The following is a 19,403-nucleotide window of genomic DNA, read 5'->3' as shown; positions in this document are numbered from 1 at the left end:
AGATGAAAAAAACCGTTATCGCACTGCTGGCGCTCCTCGCCAGCGCTACCAGCCTGGCGGCAACGCCGTGGCAGAAAATCACGCAGCCCGTTAGCGGCAGCCCGCAGTCCATTGGCGCCTTTGCCAATGGCTGTATCGTTGGCGCCCAGGCGCTGCCGTTAAACGCCACCGGCTATCAGGTGATGCGTACCGATCAGAACCGCTACTTCGGCCATCCGGACCTCGTGCAGTTTATTCAACGTCTGAGCAATCAGGCGCACAATAAAGGCATGGGGACGGTGCTGATTGGCGACATGGGTATGCCGGCCGGGGGACGCTTTAACGGCGGCCACGCCAGCCATCAGTCCGGGCTGGACGTCGATATTTTTCTTCAGCTGCCGCAGGCGCGCTGGAGTTCAGCTCAGCTGCTGAAACCGCAGGCTCTGGATCTGGTGGCCCGCGACGGCAAGCGCGTGGTACCGTCGCTATGGAGCCCGCAAATCAGCCAGCTGATTAAGATGGCGGCGGAAGATAGCGAAGTCACGCGTATTTTCGTCAACCCGGCGATTAAGCAGCAACTGTGCCTGGATGCCGGTAACGATCGCGACTGGCTACGCAAGGTCCGCCCGTGGTTCCAGCACCGCGCGCATATGCACGTACGCTTGCGCTGCCCGGCCGGCAGCCTCGAGTGTGAAGATCAGGCCCCGCCTCCGGCTGGCGATGGCTGCGGCGCGGAATTGCAAAGCTGGTTTGAACCCCCTAAACCCGGATCAACCCCTCCTGTGAAGAAGACGCCGCCTCCGCTGCCGCCTTCCTGCCAGGCGCTACTGGATGAGCATATTCTTTAATGGATAGTTTTATCGACGTTTTTATGGTGTCACCGACGGTACTGGTCGTACTGTTCTTCGTGGCCATTCTGGCGGGTTTCATCGATTCTCTGGCGGGCGGCGGCGGATTATTGACCGTTCCGGCCCTGATGGCGGCGGGTCTTCCCCCTGCGCAGGCGCTGGCCACCAACAAGCTGCAGGCCTGCGGCGGGTCGCTGTCCGCTTCGCTGTATTTCATTCGCCGCAAGGTGGTGAATCTGGCCGATCAGAAGCTGAATATTCTGATGACCTTTCTCGGCTCGACCGGCGGCGCGCTGCTGGTTCAGCACGTTCAGTCCGACGTTCTTAAGCAAATACTGCCCATTCTGGTTATCGGTATCGGCCTCTATTTTCTGTTGATGCCGAAGCTCGGTGAAGAGGACCGGCAGCGCCGTCTGTATGGCCTGCCGTTTGCCCTGATCGCCGGCGGCTGCGTTGGCTTTTACGACGGTTTCTTTGGCCCGGGCGCCGGATCTTTTTACGCGCTGGCGTTCGTCACGCTGGCCGGGTTCAACCTGGCGAAATCGACCGCACATGCGAAATTGCTGAACGCGACGTCTAACGTTGGCGGCCTGCTGCTGTTCATCATCGGCGGCAAGGTCATTTGGGCTACCGGCTTTGTGATGATGGCCGGGCAATTTATCGGCGCTCGCGCGGGATCGCGGCTAGTGCTGAGCAAAGGACAGTCACTGATTCGACCGATGATCGTCGTGGTGTCGGCGGTGATGAGTGCAAAACTGCTTTATGACAGCCATGGACAGGAGATCCTCCACTGGCTGGGGATGAACTAATGAACAGCACGCATAAATACGAACAGCTGATCGCGATCTTCGACGGCTGTTTTGCTGACGATTTTAATACCCGTCTGATTAAAGGCGATGACGAACCGATCTATCTTCCGGCAGATGATGACGTGCCTTACAATCGCATTGTCTTTGCCCACGGCTTTTATGCCAGCGGACTGCACGAGATATCGCACTGGTGCATTGCCGGAAAGGCGCGCCGCGAGCAGGTTGATTTCGGTTACTGGTACTGCCCGGACGGTCGCGACGCGATGACTCAGTCTAAATTTGAAGACGTCGAGGTGAAGCCTCAGGCATTCGATTGGCTGTTTTGCGTGGCGGCGGGATATCCATTTAACGTCAGCTGCGACAACCTGGAGGGGGATTTTGAACCCGACCGCATCGCTTTTCAGCGGCGTGTGCATGCCCAGGTGATGACCTATCTGGAGCAGGGGATCCCCGAGCGTCCCGCGCGTTTCATTAAGGCGCTGCAAGAATATTACCAAACGCCGCCCTTGACGGCAGAACAGTTCCCGTGGCCGGAAGACCTGCATTAAGGCCACGCTTTACATACTATGAGGAAAGAAGATGATCGCGGAGTTTGAATCACGCATTCTGGCGTTAATTGATAATATGGTCGACCACGCCAGTGATGACGAACTGTTTGCCGGCGGTTATCTGCGCGGCCACCTGACGCTGGCGGTGGCCGAGCTGGAAGGAGAGGGCGAGCATACTGCGCAAGCGGTGCATGACAAAGTCGCCCAGAGCCTTGAAAAAGCCATCAGCGCGGGCGAACTGTCGCCGCCGGATCAGATTCTGGTGCAGGAAATGTGGAACAGTCTGTATCAGAAGGCGATGCAGAAATAGTTCTGCTTTCTGCCAAAGCCCGGCGATCGCTCCGCCGGGCCCGATTTTCCCTCGATTATTTCACCGCTTTCCCTTTCAGCAGCTTTCTGACCCATAGCCGGTTAGGGTTCAGCGCCGCCAGCGTTTCTTTATCCATCGGTAATGGCTCATTGCTCATTTGCGACGCCAGAATTTCAGCCGCCAGCGGCGCGGAGCACAGGCCGCGTGAACCCAGCGCGCCCAACATATACAGGTTGCGGTAAACCGGCGCTTCTCCGGCCTGCTCCTGGCGTTCAGCCAGCGAGGCATATGCGCTTAAGGTAGCGTCATAATCAGGCACGTTGCCGACCATCGGCAAATGATCGCGGGTTGCGCAGCGCACGCCGCTGCGTGACTGATTCGCGCTCACGTCTACCTCCCGCGTCCATTCCGCCTGCGGGAAGCAGTCAATCAGGCGCTGCCGATTCTGCTGCTGATCGTCGGCGCTAAACGCGGCATCTGCCTGTCCTCGGTGGTAGCTTGCGCCAATGCAGTGCTGCTGATTATGCGGGTTTTGCGGCGTCAGGTAGCCGTTGTAGCACAGGACCTGGCGCAATTTCGATAGCCCTGGCGTTGTCGGAATATGGCTGACCTGACCGGCAACCGGGTACATGGGAAGATGCTCCGTCTGGATGAAGTGGGTCAACCGATGGCCGTTGGCCAGTATCACGACCTCGTGGTACTGGCGCTGGTTTAACTGCCAGCCGCTATTGTCTGCGCTGAGAGCCTCTACCGGGTAATCGTAGTGAACGCGGAGTCCGCGAGTCGCGGCGAGGGCCAGCAGCTCAGCGGTTAACTGCTGCGGACAAAGCCAGCCGCCTGCCGGATAGGCGATGCCCCCGCAGCCGGTTTCGACACCGGTTTGTTGCTCTGCGGCCTCGGCGTCCACGGCGACGGCGATTTCCGGCGGCAGATTAAGCTCAATCATCTGAGCGATTTTCTGCGCGCTTTTGACATCCCAGCCCAGCTGCGTCACGCCGCACCATTCATGATCGAACATCACCGGCAGCGTGTCGTACAGACGGCGGGCGAAAGTAAACGCCGCCGGGAAGAAGCGGGCCAGGGCGGGATCGTGCTGGCTGAGCAGCGGATAGAGCGCGCCCTGGCGGTTTCCGGAGGCGCCATCGGCCGGCGCGCTGTCGGCGCAGTATAACGTCACCTGCCATCCGCGGCGCAGCAGCGCCAGCGCGAGCAGGGCGCTGGCGATCCCCCCGCCGATGATTGCCGCATCGCGCTGTTCCGTACCGCTGCGGGCAAACCACGGCGCGCGTGCGGGGATCTCCAGCGTCTGAAGCATTTCACCGGTGAGCATTTCGCGCTTGCGGCCAAAACCCTTGCGCTTGTGCATGCTGAAGCCGGCTTCCTGCAGCCCGCGGCGCACAAAACCGGCGGAGGTGAAGGTCGCCAGGGTGCCGCCGGGTCTGGCCAGACGGGCCATCGCCGCAAACAGCTCCGCCGTCCACATGTCCGGGTTTTTTGCGGGGGCAAAGCCGTCGAGAAACCAGGCATCCACCTGCCGATTAAGCGAATCATCGAGCTCGTTGGTCAGCTCATTAATATCGCCAAACCACAAGTCCAGCGTGACCCGGCCCTCGTCCAGCAGCAGACGATGGCAGCCCGCGATGGGCAGAGGCCACTGCGCCTGCAGCTGCTCGGCCCAGCTTGCAAGCTCCGGCCAGCGCTGGTGAGCGAGGCGCAGGTCGTCCGCTTTCAGCGGAAATTTTTCGAAACTGATGAAATGTAATCTTTGCAGGGTAGCTTGTGGATTCTCGCGGTGAAAAACGTCAAACGCCTGCCACAGCGTGAGGAAATTGAGGCCGGTACCGAACCCGCTTTCGGCAACCACAAAAAACGGGCGGGGATGCCCTGGAAAGCGTTCATTGAGCCGATTGCCGCCGAGGAAGACGTAGCGCGTCTCTTCCAGACCGTTGTCATTGGAAAAGTACACATCATCAAAATCTCGGGAAACAGGTGTACCCTCAGCGTTGAATTCCAGGTTGGCAGGTTGTATGGCGTTTTGTTTCACGTAAGTTACTCGAATCACAAGGCGTAGAACGATCTTAACGATGTGTGCCTGAGGGCGCAAATTTATACACAAATTGGCTGATCGGACTTGTTCGGCGTACAAGTGTACGCTATTGTGCGACTCGAAACTTACTATAGTGCGACTTACAGAGGTATTGAATGAAACGTGCAGTGATTACTGGCCTGGGCATCGTTTCCAGTATTGGTAATAACCAGCAGGAAGTCCTGGCATCTCTGCGTGAAGGACGCTCCGGGATCACTTTCTCTGAAGAGTTTAAAGATTCGGGAATGCGCAGCCACGTATGGGGCAACGTCAAACTGGACACCACCGGCTTGATCGACCGTAAAGTGGTTCGTTTCATGAACGATGCCTCAATCTATTCCTATCTCTCTATGCAGCAGGCTATTGAAGATGCTGGCCTGAAAGATGAAGTCTATCAGCAAAACCCGCGCGTGGGTCTGATCGCCGGTTCCGGCGGTTCTTCTAAATCTCAGGTTTTCGGCGCTGACGCCATGCGTAGCCCGCGCGGCCTGAAAGCGGTTGGCCCTTACGTGGTGACCAAAGCGATGGCGTCAGCGGTATCCGCTTGCCTCGCAACACCGTTCAAAATCTACGGCGTGAACTACTCCATCAGCTCCGCCTGCGCGACTTCCGCCCACTGCATCGGTAACGCCGTTGAACAAATCCAGCTGGGCAAACAGGATATCGTGTTTGCCGGCGGCGGCGAAGAGCTGTGCTGGGAAATGGCGTGTGAATTCGACGCGATGGGCGCGCTGTCCACCAAATACAACGAAACGCCGGAAAAAGCGTCTCGTACCTATGACACCCACCGTGATGGTTTCGTTATCGCGGGCGGCGGCGGCATGGTTGTGGTTGAAGAGCTGGAACATGCCCTGGCGCGCGGCGCGCACATCTATGCTGAAATCGTTGGCTACGGCGCAACGTCCGATGGCGCAGACATGGTTGCCCCGTCCGGTGAAGGCGCGGTTCGCTGCATGAAGATGGCGATGGACGGCGTTGATACGCCGATTGACTACCTGAACTCCCACGGCACCTCTACCCCGGTAGGCGATGTGAAGGAGCTGGGGGCGATTCGTGAAGTCTTTGGCGATAACAGCCCGGCTATCTCCGCGACCAAAGCGATGACCGGCCACTCCCTGGGCGCCGCTGGCGTACAGGAAGCTATCTACTCCCTGCTGATGCTGGAACACGCCTTTATTGCCCCGAGCATCAACATTGAAGAGATGGATGAGCAGGCGGCTGGCCTGAATATCGTGACCGAGCCGACTGAACGCGCGCTGAAGACCGTGATGTCTAACAGCTTCGGCTTTGGCGGGACTAACGCCACGCTGGTGATGCGCAAATACAGCGCATAACGAGCACGCTTTACCAGGGGAGCCCGTTGGCTCCCCTTTTTTGTATTCTTGACAGACCCCTGCGCGAAAAGGCAAACTCCTGCCACAACATTAGTCTCTCAGATAATGCGTAAGCGTTTAACGTCATCCAACGCGCCTTAACCCTGATAATCAGGTGGAGGGGGCGTGGCTATCACCTCGCCTTACTCTGCGAACTGGAGTAAAGCATGTCCGCAGTCACTGAAACAAAACATACCCCTTCAGCGAATGGTTCGCTGTTTCGCATCACTTTCGCCGTTTTTCTGACCTATATGACCGTCGGCCTGCCGCTACCGGTTATCCCCTTGTTTGTCCATCAGGAGCTGGGATTCGGCAACACCATGGTTGGCATCGCTGTCGGTATTCAGTTTCTGGCGACCGTATTAACCCGCGGCTATGCCGGCCGCCTTGCCGACCAGTACGGCGCCAAACGCTCTGTCCTGCAGGGGATGCTGGCCTGCGCGCTGGCGGGGGGCGCCTGGCTGTGCGCCGCGCTGCTGCCAGTGCCGGTGATGGCGAAGTTTGGCCTGCTGGTGCTTGGTCGCCTGATCCTGGGGTTTGGGGAAAGCCAGCTGCTCACCGGGAATTTAAGCTGGGGGATGGGGCTGGTGGGGCCCATGCGATCCGGTAAAGTCATGTCATGGAACGGCATGGCGATCTACGGCTCGCTGGCGGCCGGGGCCCCGCTGGGGCTGCTAATCTACAGCCATTACGGCGTCGCGGCGCTGGCCTGCGTCACCATGGTACTGCCGTTAGTGGCCTGGGCGATTAACGGCACGGTGCGTAAAATTCCTGCTCACGGCGGCGAGCGCCCGTCGCTGTGGAGCGTGGTTGGGATGATCTGGCGGCCCGGTATCGGTCTTGGCCTTCAGGGCGTTGGCTTCGCGGTAATTGGCACCTTTGTCTCTTTGTATTTCGCCAGCAACGGCTGGGCGATGGCCGGCTTTACGCTGACCGCGTTTGGCGGGGCATTCGTGCTGATGCGCGTGCTGTTTGGCTGGATGCCGGATCGCTTCGGCGGGGTAAAAGTGGCCATCGTTTCGCTGCTGATTGAAGCGATAGGCCTGGCGCTGCTTTGGCAGGCGCCCGATGCCTGGATCGCGCTGGCGGGCGCGGCGCTAACCGGCTGCGGATGCTCGCTTATCTTCCCGGCGCTGGGCGTCGAGGTCGTGAAGCGGGTACCGCCGCAGGTACGGGGAACGGCGCTTGGCGGCTATGCCGCGTTTCAGGATATCTCCTACGGCGTCACCGGCCCGCTTACCGGGCTGCTCGCGACTTCGTTGGGCTACTCTTCGGTCTTCCTGGCCGCGGCAATATGCGCCGTGCTGGGGATCCTGGTTACCCTGGTGTCGCTGCGTAAGTAGCGCTTTCATTCGGCCCGCCATGCGGGCCGATGAGATGTCTTTAAATCACCAGCCACAGCAGGCCAAGCGCCACGATAGCTGCCAGCGCGATAACCCACGGTTTTTTCAATGCCAGCCACGGTGAGGCGGAAGGCGCCTGAACCGGCGGGATCGCCAGCGTCTCCTGGGCTCTGGCGACCCTGAGCACGAAAATTTTGTTAAGCAGCGTCAGCAGCTGAGCCGCGCTGAGCGGCGTTTGCGCCGTCGCGTGCCAGTGGGTTTGGGCAAAATCCATCACTCTTTGCCATTCCGCGGCTTCAAGCGGCTGTTTTAATGCGGCCTGCAGCGAGGTCAGCGTCGGCGCAGCCTGAGAACTGAGCGTTTGCCGCGCGTGGAGCCAGTAGGAGAGGGGCGTAAAGTGGGTCGCCGGGATCAGCTCTCCGCTCTTGACGCCGCTTAGCTCCAGCATGGATTGCCAGATAAGCTTGCTGGACTCGCCGGTGGCCGCGGCGAGTTTGGTCACCTGCTGATTGAGCGTGTTGTGCTCCGCTGGCAGCAGCGGACGATGCGTTGGCGGGCGCTGCTGCGGCTGAGGAATCGACAGCTGGCCGCTTTGCAGGAGCTGCAGAACATTCTCCAGCTGCGGCTGGGTCAATGCATGCAGCGCGGTTTGACCGTCATGCTGACGAATATAATCGCTGACCGCCTGGCGATTGTTGCCCTGGTTCAGCAGTTCGCTCAGCTGCGCCAGGATTTGCCGACGGTGATGATTTTGCTGGGCGAGGATTAAGCGCTGGTTCAGGCTGTGCTCGGCGGCGGCAAAATGGCTTGCCAGCAGCGGCGCATCGTTTTTCAGGCTAAGATCGTGTTTTACGCAGGCCCACACTTCCGCATTTTGCTGCGAGGTTAAGGCCACCAGGCGCGTAATGAGCCGCTCAAGCGCGGTACGCTGCTGAGTGGTGAGCGGAGGTTCGCCCGATCCCGGAGGGCGTTCGGACATACCTGAAACGGGTTGCGTCATGATTAATCCTTTGCGTATTGCTGTACTAAGGGCCGGGTGATGATGTTCCTGGCGGCCAGATTATGGCACACTTCCCCGGTTTACTCTCGCTCTCAGACAGGTACTGAACCGTGAAAATCCTCGTTGATGAAAATATGCCCTATGCGCGCGAGCTTTTTAGCCGCCTGGGGGAAGTCAAGGCCGTTGCTGGCCGCCCTGTCCCGGTCGATGCGTTGAATGACGCCGATGCGCTGATGGTGCGATCCGTCACCAAAGTTAACGAAGCGCTGCTTTCCGGCAAGGCGATCAAATTTGTTGGCACCGCGACGGCGGGTACCGATCATGTCGATCAAGCGTGGCTGCAGCAGGCGGGAATCGGCTTTTCCGCTGCCCCGGGCTGCAACGCTATCGCGGTGGTGGAATATGTGTTTTCGGCGCTGTTAATACTGGCCGAGCGCGATGGTTTTGCGCTTAGCGACCGTACCGTCGGGATCGTGGGCGTCGGTAACGTGGGCGGGCGCCTGCAAAAGCGTCTTGAGGCGCTGGGAATAAAAACCCTGCTTTGCGATCCGCCGCGCGCCGATCGTGGCGATGAGGGCGATTTTCACACCCTCGACGAGCTGGTGCAGGAAGCGGACATTCTGACTTTCCATACGCCGCTCTATAAGGAAGGGCAGTACAAAACGTTGCACCTGGCGGATGAGGCGCTGATTCGCCGCCTGAAGCCGGGGACGATTTTAATCAACGCCTGCCGTGGGCCAGTGGTGGATAACGCCGCGCTGCTGCAGCGGCTGCAGGCCAATCAGTCGTTAAGCGTGGTACTGGATGTCTGGGAGCCGGAGCCGGACCTGAATACCGAATTGCTCAAGCGGGTGGATATTGGTACGCCGCATATTGCCGGTTATACCCTTGAAGGAAAAGCGCGCGGCACGACGCAGGTTTTTGAGGCTTACAGCGCGTTTATTGGTCATCCGCAGCAGGTGGCGCTGGACACATTGCTGCCGGCGCCGGAGTTTGGCCGCATTACGCTGCACGGGCCGCTCGATCAGGCAACGCTAAAACGGCTGGCGCATTTGGTGTATGATGTGCGCCGCGATGATGCGCCGCTGCGAAAAGTCGCGGGCGTTGCGGGCGAATTCGACAAACTGCGTAAAAATTATCAGGAACGCCGTGAATGGTCTTCGCTGTACGTGCAGTGCAGCGATGCGCAGGCGGCGACGCTGTTGCGCCAGCTGGGCTTCAACGCCGTACATCATCCTGTTCGTTAATATCATCTTAATGCTCCTGCTGGATAATCCGGCAGGGCCGCTTTTTTCTGGAGTACACCACCATGTCTGAAGGCTGGAATATTGCCGTACTGGGCGCAACGGGCGCCGTAGGCGAAGCCCTGTTCGAAACGCTTGCCGATCGTCAGTTCTCGGTGGGGGATATTTATGCCCTGGCTCGAAGCGATAGCGCTGGGGAACATCTGCGCTTTTCGGGCAAGTCGGTTGTCGTACAGGATGCGGCCGAATTCGACTGGACCCAGGTCCAGCTGGCCTTTTTTGCCGCCGGCGTCGAAGCGACCGCGGCGTATATCGACGACGCCACAAACGCGGGCTGCCTGGTGATTGATTTAAGCGGTCTGTTTGCGCTGGAGCCGGACGTGCCGCTGGTGGTGCCGGATGTCAACCCGTTCGTGCTGGCGGATTACCGCAATCGTAACGTTATTGCGGTACCGAATAGCCTGACCAGCCAGCTGCTGTCGGCGTTAAAACCGCTGATCGATCAGGGCGGCCTGTCGCGCATCAGCGTGACCAACCTGCTGTCCGCCTCCGCCCACGGTAAAAAAGCGGTCGATGCGCTGGCGGGGCAGAGCGCCAAATTGCTTAACGGTGTTCCGATCGATGAGGACGACTTCTTCGGCCGCCAGCTGGCGTTCAATATGCTGCCGCTGCTGCCCGATCGGGAAGGAAGCGTGCGCGAAGAGCGTCGTATCGTCGATGAAGTCCGCAAAATTCTGCAGGATGACGGCCTGATGATCTCCGCAAGCGTCGTTCAGTCGCCGGTATTCTACGGTCATGCACAGATGGTCAGCTTTGAAGCGCAGCGCCCGCTGGCGGCGGAAGAGGCGCGCGATGCCCTTAGCCGCGGCGAAGATATCGAGCTGTCAGAAGAGGGCGAGTTCCCGACGCAGGTCGGCGATGCTTCCGGTAATGGCCGCCTTTCCGTCGGCTGCGTGCATAACGATTACGGGATGCCGGAGCAGGTGCAGTTCTGGTCCGTTGCCGATAACGTCCGTTTTGGCGGCGCGCTGATGGCAGTGAAAATCGCTGAGAAGCTGGTTCAGGAGTATCTGTACTGATGTCTGAGATGGAGCAGCCGCCGGTCTACAAAATTGCGCTGGGCATCGAATATGATGGCAGCAAGTACTACGGCTGGCAGCGGCAGAATGAAGTTCGCAGCGTGCAGGAGAAGCTGGAAAAGGCGCTTTCGCAGGTGGCGAACGAGCCTGTTAACGTTTTTTGCGCCGGCCGTACGGACGCCGGCGTTCACGGCACCGGTCAGGTGGTGCATTTTGAAACGCGCGCGCAGCGTCAGGATGCCGCATGGACGCTGGGCGTTAATGCCAATTTACCCGGCGACATTGCGGTGCGCTGGGTGAAGCCGGTTCCGCAAGATTTTCACGCCCGCTTCAGCGCCACGGCGCGTCGCTATCGTTATGTTATCTATAATCATCGTCTGCGGCCGGCGGTATTGAGCCGCGGCGTAACCCATTATTATCTGCCGCTGGATGCGGAGCGGATGCAGCGCGCCGCTCAGTGTCTGCTGGGAGAGAATGATTTCACCTCGTTTCGTGCGGTACAGTGCCAGTCGCGCACGCCGTGGCGCAACGTGATGCACATCAACGTCACCCGTTATGGTGCATATGTGGTGGTGGACATCAAAGCGAATGCCTTTGTACATCATATGGTAAGGAACATTGTCGGCAGTCTGATGGAAGTAGGTGCCGGTAACCAGCCTGAGAGCTGGATTGCAGAACTTCTGGCGGCAAAAGACAGGACGCTTGCCGCCGCAACGGCAAAGGCGGAAGGATTGTATCTGGTGTCGGTGGACTACCCGGCCCGCTACGACCTCCCGGTCATGCCGATGGGCCCGCTGTTTCTGGCGGACTAACCGGGTTATTAAGGGCTAACGCAAACTATGGACCTGATTCACTTTTTAATTGATTTTATTCTGCATATTGATGTGCATCTGGCTGAGCTGGTCGCAGAGTACGGTATTTGGGTATACGCGATTTTATTTTTGATTCTGTTCTGCGAAACCGGTCTGGTGGTCACGCCGTTCCTGCCGGGGGATTCTCTGCTGTTTGTGGCGGGCGCGCTCTCCGCGCTGCCGACCAACGATCTCAACGTGCATTTAATGGTGCTGCTGATGGTCATTGCCGCGATTGTTGGCGATGCGCTGAACTACACGATTGGCCGGCTGTTTGGTGAAAAGCTTTTCAGCAATCCCAATTCGAAAATTTTCCGCCGCAGCTACCTGGATAAGACCCATAGCTTCTACGAACGCCACGGCGGTAAAACTATCATTCTGGCGCGTTTCGTGCCGATCGTCCGAACGTTTGCGCCGTTTGTGGCGGGAATGGGGCATATGTCCTATCGTCATTTTGCGATGTATAACGTTGTTGGCGCGCTGCTGTGGGTGCTGTTATTTACCTATGCGGGTTATCTGTTCGGCGATTTGCCGATCGTACAGGAAAACCTTAAGCTGCTGATTGTGGCGATTATCGTCCTCTCCGTATTGCCTGGCGTGATTGAAGTCATCCGCCACAAGCGGGCGGCGGCGAAACAGGCGAAATAACGCGGCGACGATCTTCGGGCGGTATGCCGCCGTCCGAAGAGTGAAGTGTGAGCGGTTCGACCACTTTTTTATCCCATGTTACGGGATGTTATGATTTAATGTGCAACATTCATGGTCTGTAAGGGGCAAAAATGGCATTATGCGCCCCTTGCGACAAAACTGGCATCGACCAGGTTCAGGTAGAAAGGTTATCAATGAGCTGGATTGAACGAATTAAAAGCAATATAACCCCCACCCGTAAGGCAAGTATTCCTGAAGGTGTATGGACCAAGTGCGACAGCTGCGGACAGGTATTGTACCGCGCAGAGCTGGAGCGCAACCTGGAGGTTTGCCCTAAGTGCGATCACCACATGCGTATGTCGGCGCGCAACCGCCTGCATAGTCTGCTGGACGAAGGTTCCCTCGTGGAGCTGGGTAGCGAGCTCGAGCCGAAAGATGTGCTGAAGTTCCGCGATTCGAAAAAGTATAAAGACCGTCTGGCGTCCGCCCAGAAAGAGACCGGCGAAAAAGACGCGCTGGTGGTCATGAAAGGCACCCTGCACGATATGCCGGTTGTTGCCGCCGCTTTCGAATTCTCCTTTATGGGCGGGTCAATGGGCTCCGTGGTCGGCGCGCGCTTTGTTCGCGCGGTTGAGCAGGCTCTGGAAGACAACTGCCCGCTGATTTGCTTCTCCGCATCCGGCGGCGCGCGTATGCAGGAAGCGCTGATGTCGCTGATGCAGATGGCGAAAACCTCCGCTGCGCTGGCGAAAATGCAGGAGCGCGGCTTGCCGTATATCTCCGTGCTGACCGACCCAACCATGGGCGGCGTCTCGGCGAGTTTTGCAATGCTGGGCGATCTCAACATCGCTGAGCCAAAAGCGCTGATCGGCTTTGCCGGTCCCCGCGTTATCGAGCAGACCGTTCGCGAGAAGCTGCCGCCGGGGTTCCAGCGCAGCGAGTTCCTGATTGAGAAAGGGGCGATCGACATGATCGTACGCCGCCCGGAAATGCGTCTGAAGCTGGCCAGTATCCTGGCGAAGCTGATGAACCTTCCGGCGCCAAATCCGGAACCCGCTCACGAAGGCGAGGTGGTGCCGCCGGTACCGGATCAGGAACCAGAGGCCTGATAATGGAGAGGGCAGGCCTGACGGCGCTGCCCTTTTTTATACGCGTAGCGATCTTAACTCTTGCCGGACATCATGGAAAAACAACCTATTCCTCAGGCCGCGTCGCCCCTGGCTACGTGGCTTTCTTATCTGGAGCATCTGCACAGCAAAACTATCGATCTCGGCCTGGCGCGCGTCAGCGAGGTCGCGAAGCAGATGGCGGTATTAAAACCGGCGCCGTTTGTCTTCACGGTGGCGGGAACCAATGGTAAAGGCACTACCTGCCGTACCCTGGAGTCGGCGCTGATGGCGGCGGGCTACAAGGTTGGAGTTTACAGTTCGCCGCATCTGGTACGCTACACCGAGCGGGTGCGCGTGCAGGGCGAGGAGCTGACGGAGCTGGCGCACACTACCTCTTTTGCCGAAATTGAAGCCGCGCGCGGTGAGATTTCCCTGAGCTATTTTGAGTTCGGCACGCTTTCCGCGCTGTGGCTGTTTCAGCAGGCGCGGCTGGATGTGGTGATTCTTGAGGTGGGCCTGGGCGGCCGCCTGGATGCGACCAATATCGTCGATGCCGACGTGGCGGTTGTGACCAGTATCGCCCTCGATCATACTGACTGGCTGGGGCCGGATCGCGAAAGCATCGGCCGCGAAAAGGCGGGTATTTTCCGCGCCGGCAAAGCGGCCATCGTCGGTGAACCCGATATGCCGTTGACCATTGCTCAGGTGGCGGATGAAAAAGGGGCGCGGCTCCTGCGCCGTGACGTTGACTGGCGGTACGAGGCCGGGGAACAAGGCTGGTCTTTCTACGATCGGCAGGGGGCGTTGACCGACCTGCCGCTGCCGCAGGTTCCGATGCCGAATGCGGCTACGGCGATTGCGGCCTTGCGCGCCAGCGGGCTTAAGGTTAGCGAGCAGGCGATTCGCGACGGCGTACAACGCGCGATGCTGCCGGGGCGATTCCAGATAATCAGCGAGGCTCCCCGGACGATCCTTGATGTTGCCCATAACCCGCATGCGGCGGCATATCTCGCGGGGCGTCTCAGAACCTTATCGAAAACGGGGCGCGTGCTGGCGGTTATTGGTATGCTGCATGACAAGGATATCGCAGGTACGCTGGCAAATCTGCAGACGGAAGTTGACGACTGGTACTGCGCGCCGCTGGAAGGGCCGCGTGGAGCCACGGCGGAGCAGCTGCTGGAACATTTGCGCACAGGCAAAGTCTATATTAGCGTCGCGCAGGCGTGGCATGCCGCGATGGCGGACGCCAGACCTGAAGATACGGTGCTGGTATGTGGTTCATTCCACACGGTGGCGCATGTAATGGAAGAAATAGACGCGGGGAGAATCGGTGGCGAGTAAGTTTCAGAACCGTTTAGTCGGGACGATTGTGCTGGTGGCGCTGGGGGTGATTATCCTGCCAGGGCTGCTGGATGGTCAGAAAAAACATTATCAGGATGAGTTTGCCGCGATCCCGCTGGTGCCAAAGCCGGGGGATCGCGATGAGCCGGATATGTTACCTGCAGCGACTCAGGCGCTGCCTTCGCAGCCTCCGGAAGGGGCGGCGGAAGAGGTGCGAGCAGGCGATGCCGCTGCGCCATCGCTGGATCCGTCGCGAATACCGGTGAACAACAACAGTTTTGATGTGGTCCAGGAGCCGGTTGTGACGCCGAAGCCGCAGCCGAAACCTCAGCCGAAGCCTCAGCCTAAGCCGGTAGAGAAACCGCAGACGCAGCAGGTTACGGCGCAGACGCCGCCGCCTAAACCGCAGCAGCAGGCTGAAATTCCGGCGCCGACCGGCAAAGCTTATGTTGTGCAGCTGGGCGCGCTGAAGAACGCCGATAAGGTCAACGAAATTGTTGGTAAGCTGCGCGCTTCCGGCTTTAAAGTTTACACGTCGCCTTCGACGCCGGTGCAGGGTAAAATCACCCGTATCCTCGTGGGGCCGGATACTTCAAAGGATAAGCTGAAAGGCCAGCTTGGCGAGCTGAAGCAGATTTCAGGACTTAGCGGCGTGGTCATGGGCTACAGCCCGAACTAACTCTCTCTTTTTTAAAGGAGTAGAGGGCCGGAACCCCTGTCTGACGCGCCCTGAAGAGGCGAAAGGCAGTATGGCGTTGAATGTTTTTTCAGCGCCATTTTTATTTCTGTAGGGCATGGAAATCCCTACGCAAACGTTTTCTTTTTCTGTTAGAATGCGCCCCGAACCGGACGACAGGGCGTAAAATCGTGGGACGTATATGGTCTGGATTGATTACGCCATAATTGCGGTGATTGGTTTTTCCTCACTGGTTAGCCTGATCCGCGGCTTTGTTCGTGAAGCTTTATCGCTGGTAACCTGGGGATGCGCTTTCTTTGTTGCCAGTCATTACTACACTTACCTGGCTGTCTGGTTCACGGGCTTTGAAGACGAACTGGTCCGAAATGGGATTGCTATCGCGATACTGTTTATCGCAACGCTTATCGTCGGCGCTATCGTTAACTTTGTGATAGGTCAGCTGGTGGAAAAAACCGGCCTGTCGGGAACCGACAGGGTGTTAGGGATCTGCTTTGGCGCCCTGCGCGGGGTGTTAATCGTCTCAGCGATTCTGTTCTTTCTCGATAGCTTTACCGGTATGGCGAAAAGCGAAGACTGGCAAAAGTCTGAGCTTATCCCGCAGTTCAGTTTCGTTATCAGATGGTTTTTTGACTATCTGCAGAGCTCGTCAAGTTTCTTGCCCAAAGCATAAGCGTTGGGATGTAGCTTAACGAGGAAAAGACGTATGTGCGGTATTGTCGGTATCGCCGGTGTTATGCCGGTAAACCAGTCGATTTATGACGCGTTAACGGTGCTTCAGCATCGTGGCCAGGATGCCGCAGGCATCATCACTATTGATGCGAACAACTGTTTCCGTTTGCGTAAGGCGAACGGACTGGTGAGCGACGTTTTTGAAGCTCGCCATATGCAGCGTATGCAGGGCAATATGGGGATTGGTCACGTTCGTTACCCGACGGCGGGCAGCTCCAGCGCCTCCGAGGCACAGCCTTTCTACGTCAACTCGCCGTACGGCATTACGTTGGCGCACAACGGTAACCTGACTAACGCTCACGAGCTGCGTAAAAAGCTGTTTGAAGAAAAACGCCGCCACATCAATACCACCTCTGATTCCGAAATTCTGCTCAATATCTTCGCCAGCGAGCTGGACAATTACCGCCACTATCCGCTGGAAGCAGACAACATTTTTGCGGCGATCGCTGCCACCAACCGCCAGATTCGAGGCGCTTACGCCTGCGTGGCGATGATTATCGGCCACGGCATGGTCGCCTTCCGCGACCCGAACGGCATCCGTCCGCTGGTGCTGGGCAAGCGCGATATCGGCGATGGCCGCACCGAGTATATGGTGGCTTCGGAAAGCGTGGCGCTGGATACGCTGGGCTTTGAGTTCCTGCGCGACGTGGCGCCTGGCGAAGCGGTGTACATCACCGAAAAAGGTCAGCTGTTCACTCGTCAATGCGCGGAGAACCCGGTCAGCAACCCGTGCCTGTTCGAATACGTCTACTTTGCGCGTCCGGACTCCTTCATCGATAAAATCTCCGTCTACAGCGCGCGCGTTAATATGGGCACGAAGCTGGGCGAGAAAATTGCCCGCGAGTGGGAAGATCTGGATATCGACGTGGTCATTCCTATCCCGGAAACCTCCTGCGATATCGCGCTGGAAATTGCCCGTATTCTCGACAAACCTTACCGCCAGGGGTTTGTTAAAAACCGCTACGTTGGCCGCACCTTTATCATGCCGGGCCAGCAGCTGCGCCGTAAGTCCGTGCGCCGTAAGCTTAACGCCAACCGCGCCGAGTTCCGCGATAAGAACGTGCTGCTGGTGGATGACTCCATCGTGCGCGGCACTACCTCAGAGCAGATTATCGAGATGGCGCGGGAAGCCGGGGCGAAGAAAGTGTATCTGGCCTCCGCGGCGCCGGAAATTCGCTTCCCGAACGTGTATGGCATCGATATGCCGACCGCCAATGAGCTGATCGCACACGGGCGTGAAGTGGATGAGATTCGCCAGATCATCGGCGCCGATGGCCTGATTTTCCAGGATCTGGACGATCTGATTGACGCGGTGCGCGCTGAGAATCCGGATATTCAGCAGTTCGAATGCTCGGTGTTCAACGGTATCTACGTCACCAAAGATGTCGATCAGCAATATCTGGACTATCTCGATTCCCTGCGTAACGACGATGCGAAAGCGGTTCAGCTGCAAAACGAAGTTGAAAACTTAGAGATGCATAACGAAGGGTAATCCTTTGATTTGCTGAAAGCCCGCGGTCCGGAGACTGCGGGCTTTTTTATTTTCTCGCGCCAATTGCGGGTCCGCGGTTGCGTCGGGGGCTATAATCCGGCAAAGTCTGCGCCATCGTGTGAAAGGGGCAATCATCGTGAAGCGACTCATTATCGGTATATCTGGCGCCAGCGGCGCAATCTACGGCGTGCGTTTGCTCCAGGTTTTGCGCGAGGTGCCTGATGTCGAAACCCATCTTATTTTAAGCCAGGCGGCGCGGCAGACGCTGGCGCTGGAGACGGATTTCTCCCTGCGGGAGGTGCAGGCGTTAGCCGATGTGGTGCACGATGCCCGCGATATCGCCGCCAGCATCTCTTCCGGCTCTTTTAAAACCGCGGGAATGGTCATTTTGCCGTGTTCGATAAAGACCCTTTCCGGCATTGTTCATAGCTATACCGATGGGCTATTGACCAGGGCGGCAGACGTGGTGCTCAAAGAGCGTCGCCCGCTGGTGCTGTGCGTAAGGGAAACGCCATTCCACCTTGGCCACCTGCGTCTGCTGGTCCAGGCGGCGGAAATGGGCGCGGTGATTATGCCGCCGGTTCCCGCGTTTTATCATCGGCCAAAGACCCTTGATGACGTGATAAACCAAACGGTCAACCGCGTTATCGATCAGTTTGATATTTCTCTTCCTGAAGACCTCTTTACCCGCTGGCAGGGAGCGTAAAGCGCACTAAGATAGTGCGCTTTATTCACATCTGCATTGCCGCAGTGCAATTTTGTCGCCTCGATCAAATCCTCAACATTTAATTTGTTTTTTTGCGCTGTGACACTGCGGTTTATCCGTTATTGCTGGTATCTTCCCTTTTAAGACAAACTTGCAACCTTTATTTAACAAATTTAACGCCATTTCCAGCACGCACTGAGAAAATGGCATAAAACGTGCAAGATTTTGTCGGCAGCACAAATAACAAAATAACGCATCGCATAACAACATCACGACACTTAAGGGTAACCTATGAAGAAGACGGTCCTGGCTCTCTCTTTAATGATGGGCATTTGCAGCGCCTCCAGCGCGTTCGCCGCGCTGCCGCAGAGTATTCGCATTGGCACCGATGCCACCTACGCGCCTTTCTCTTCTAAGGATGCGAAAGGGGATTTCGTGGGTTTTGACATTGATTTGGGCAATGAGCTCTGTTCGCGTATCAAAGTAAAATGTACCTGGGTTGGCAGCGATTTCGACTCCCTGATCCCGTCGCTGAAGGCCAAGAAAATCGACGCTATCATCTCTTCGTTGTCGATTACGGAAAAACGCCAACAGGAAATCGCCTTCTCTGACAAGCTCTACGCCGCCGACTCGCGCCTGATTGCCGCCAAAGGCTCGCCGATTCAGCCGACGCTGGAATCGCTGAAAGGCAAGCATGTCGGCGTGCTTCAGGGCTCTACCCAGGAGGCCTATGGTAATGAACGCTGGCGCAGCCACGGCGTCGATGTCGTGGCTTATCAGAACCAGGATTTGATTTACTCAGACCTCTCCGCTGGCCGCCTTGACGCCGCATTGCAGGATGAAGTGGCCGCGAGCGAAGGTTTCCTCAAGCAACCCGCCGGTAAAGATTTCGCGTTTGCTGGTCCTTCCGTTAAAGACAAAAAATTCTTCGGTGATGGTACCGGCATCGGCCTGCGTAAGGACGATAGCGAGCTGAAGGCCGCGTTTGATAAAGCGCTGGCTGACATGCGTAAAGACGGTACCTACGACAAAATGGCGAAGAAGTACTTCGACTTCAACGTTTACGGTGAGTAAGACGCCCGCTGGCCCGGACTCCGGGCCACGCGTATCTATTTCTGCCCATTATTGGTGCAACTGCGCTTTTTGCGGATCGCTTTGGTGCAAAGAATTCCGCACGGGATGTTAATAAGTGCATAGTTAAGCGTTTCTGA

At 57.7% G+C, this 19,403-nt stretch carries 19 protein-coding genes; 17 read left to right on the top strand and 2 right to left on the bottom strand.

What is annotated here, in order from left to right; all coding sequences use genetic code 11:
* The first annotated feature begins 2 nt into the window (after nucleotides 1-2).
* Genes mepA through BWI76_RS20415 form a run of 4 tightly spaced genes read left to right on the top strand, consistent with a single transcriptional unit; the run spans nucleotide 3 to nucleotide 2,494 of the window.
* The gene (gene mepA, locus BWI76_RS20430; protein WP_004870856.1) at nucleotides 3-827 is read left to right on the top strand and encodes a penicillin-insensitive murein endopeptidase; all 825 of its coding nucleotides are present in this window, start codon (nucleotides 3-5) and stop codon (nucleotides 825-827) included.
* Nucleotides 827-1,636: a sulfite exporter TauE/SafE family protein gene (locus BWI76_RS20425; RefSeq protein WP_024359293.1), complete on the top strand. Its 810-nt coding sequence runs from the start codon at nucleotides 827-829 to the stop codon at nucleotides 1,634-1,636. The genes mepA and BWI76_RS20425 overlap by 1 nt, the downstream gene beginning before the upstream one ends.
* The gene (locus tag BWI76_RS20420; RefSeq protein ID WP_004870863.1) at nucleotides 1,636-2,184 is read left to right on the top strand and encodes an elongation factor P hydroxylase; all 549 of its coding nucleotides are present in this window, start codon (nucleotides 1,636-1,638) and stop codon (nucleotides 2,182-2,184) included. The genes BWI76_RS20425 and BWI76_RS20420 overlap by 1 nt, the downstream gene beginning before the upstream one ends.
* Before the next feature lie 31 nt (nucleotides 2,185-2,215).
* A complete protein-coding gene (locus tag BWI76_RS20415; protein ID WP_004870865.1) occupies nucleotides 2,216-2,494 on the top strand; it encodes a YfcL family protein in 279 nt (92 codons plus the stop codon).
* Nucleotides 2,495-2,549: 55 nt separating this feature from the next.
* Here BWI76_RS20415 and mnmC read toward each other — a convergent pair whose 3' ends face one another.
* Nucleotides 2,550-4,538 carry a bifunctional tRNA (5-methylaminomethyl-2-thiouridine)(34)-methyltransferase MnmD/FAD-dependent 5-carboxymethylaminomethyl-2-thiouridine(34) oxidoreductase MnmC gene (mnmC, locus tag BWI76_RS20410; RefSeq protein ID WP_049085910.1) on the bottom strand — a complete coding sequence of 663 codons (1,989 nt, stop codon included), beginning with the start codon at nucleotides 4,536-4,538 and terminating at the stop codon, nucleotides 2,550-2,552.
* Between the two features lie 158 nt (nucleotides 4,539-4,696).
* Here mnmC and fabB point away from each other — a divergent pair, with 158 nt between their 5' ends.
* Both fabB and BWI76_RS20400 read left to right on the top strand, forming a co-directional pair.
* Nucleotides 4,697-5,914 carry a beta-ketoacyl-ACP synthase I gene (gene fabB / locus BWI76_RS20405; protein ID WP_049085908.1) on the top strand — a complete coding sequence of 406 codons (1,218 nt, stop codon included), beginning with the start codon at nucleotides 4,697-4,699 and terminating at the stop codon, nucleotides 5,912-5,914.
* Between the two features lie 206 nt (nucleotides 5,915-6,120).
* A complete protein-coding gene (locus BWI76_RS20400) occupies nucleotides 6,121-7,296 on the top strand; it encodes an MFS transporter (protein ID WP_049088433.1) in 1,176 nt (391 codons plus the stop codon).
* Nucleotides 7,297-7,336: 40 nt separating this feature from the next.
* Here BWI76_RS20400 and flk read toward each other — a convergent pair whose 3' ends face one another.
* Entirely contained in the window at nucleotides 7,337-8,296 is a 960-nt protein-coding gene (gene flk / locus BWI76_RS20395) for a flagella biosynthesis regulator Flk (RefSeq protein ID WP_004870874.1), read from the bottom strand.
* Between the two features lie 110 nt (nucleotides 8,297-8,406).
* On the opposite strand from flk, the gene pdxB reads away from it, so the two are divergent.
* The 11 genes from pdxB (at nucleotide 8,407) to argT (ending at nucleotide 19,266) form a co-directional block, all read left to right on the top strand.
* Nucleotides 8,407-9,543, top strand: coding sequence for a 4-phosphoerythronate dehydrogenase PdxB (pdxB, locus tag BWI76_RS20390; protein WP_004870875.1), 1,137 nt, complete (start codon nucleotides 8,407-8,409; stop codon nucleotides 9,541-9,543).
* A 62-nt stretch (nucleotides 9,544-9,605) separates the two neighbouring features.
* Entirely contained in the window at nucleotides 9,606-10,619 is a 1,014-nt protein-coding gene (locus BWI76_RS20385; RefSeq protein ID WP_004870877.1) for an aspartate-semialdehyde dehydrogenase, read from the top strand.
* Nucleotides 10,619-11,431: a tRNA pseudouridine(38-40) synthase TruA gene (gene truA, locus BWI76_RS20380; RefSeq protein WP_004870879.1), complete on the top strand. Its 813-nt coding sequence runs from the start codon at nucleotides 10,619-10,621 to the stop codon at nucleotides 11,429-11,431. Before BWI76_RS20385 ends, truA begins: the two co-directional genes overlap by 1 nt.
* Before the next feature lie 27 nt (nucleotides 11,432-11,458).
* Nucleotides 11,459-12,118 carry a DedA family protein gene (locus tag BWI76_RS20375; RefSeq protein ID WP_004123217.1) on the top strand — a complete coding sequence of 220 codons (660 nt, stop codon included), beginning with the start codon at nucleotides 11,459-11,461 and terminating at the stop codon, nucleotides 12,116-12,118.
* 194 nt (nucleotides 12,119-12,312) lie between these two features.
* The gene (gene accD / locus BWI76_RS20370; RefSeq protein ID WP_004870882.1) at nucleotides 12,313-13,227 is read left to right on the top strand and encodes an acetyl-CoA carboxylase, carboxyltransferase subunit beta; all 915 of its coding nucleotides are present in this window, start codon (nucleotides 12,313-12,315) and stop codon (nucleotides 13,225-13,227) included.
* 72 nt (nucleotides 13,228-13,299) lie between these two features.
* A complete protein-coding gene (folC, locus tag BWI76_RS20365) occupies nucleotides 13,300-14,568 on the top strand; it encodes a bifunctional tetrahydrofolate synthase/dihydrofolate synthase (protein ID WP_004870883.1) in 1,269 nt (422 codons plus the stop codon).
* Nucleotides 14,558-15,247: a cell division protein DedD gene (gene dedD / locus BWI76_RS20360; RefSeq protein ID WP_004870885.1), complete on the top strand. Its 690-nt coding sequence runs from the start codon at nucleotides 14,558-14,560 to the stop codon at nucleotides 15,245-15,247. The genes folC and dedD overlap by 11 nt, the downstream gene beginning before the upstream one ends.
* A 199-nt stretch (nucleotides 15,248-15,446) precedes the next feature.
* Entirely contained in the window at nucleotides 15,447-15,935 is a 489-nt protein-coding gene (gene cvpA, locus BWI76_RS20355; protein ID WP_004104143.1) for a colicin V production protein, read from the top strand.
* Between the two features lie 33 nt (nucleotides 15,936-15,968).
* Nucleotides 15,969-17,486, top strand: a complete 1,518-nt coding sequence (purF, locus tag BWI76_RS20350) for an amidophosphoribosyltransferase (RefSeq protein ID WP_004870888.1) — start codon at nucleotides 15,969-15,971, stop codon at nucleotides 17,484-17,486.
* A gap of 136 nt (nucleotides 17,487-17,622) precedes the next feature.
* The gene (locus tag BWI76_RS20345) at nucleotides 17,623-18,192 is read left to right on the top strand and encodes a UbiX family flavin prenyltransferase (protein ID WP_049087137.1); all 570 of its coding nucleotides are present in this window, start codon (nucleotides 17,623-17,625) and stop codon (nucleotides 18,190-18,192) included.
* 291 nt (nucleotides 18,193-18,483) lie between these two features.
* Nucleotides 18,484-19,266, top strand: coding sequence for a lysine/arginine/ornithine ABC transporter substrate-binding protein ArgT (gene argT / locus BWI76_RS20340; RefSeq protein WP_024359280.1), 783 nt, complete (start codon nucleotides 18,484-18,486; stop codon nucleotides 19,264-19,266).
* Nucleotides 19,267-19,403: the final 137 nt, after the last annotated feature.

The sequence above is a fragment of the Klebsiella sp. M5al genome (assembly GCF_002090195.1).
Lineage (GTDB): Bacteria > Pseudomonadota > Gammaproteobacteria > Enterobacterales > Enterobacteriaceae > Klebsiella > Klebsiella grimontii.
This window is presented reverse-complemented; position numbering and strand designations above follow the sequence as displayed.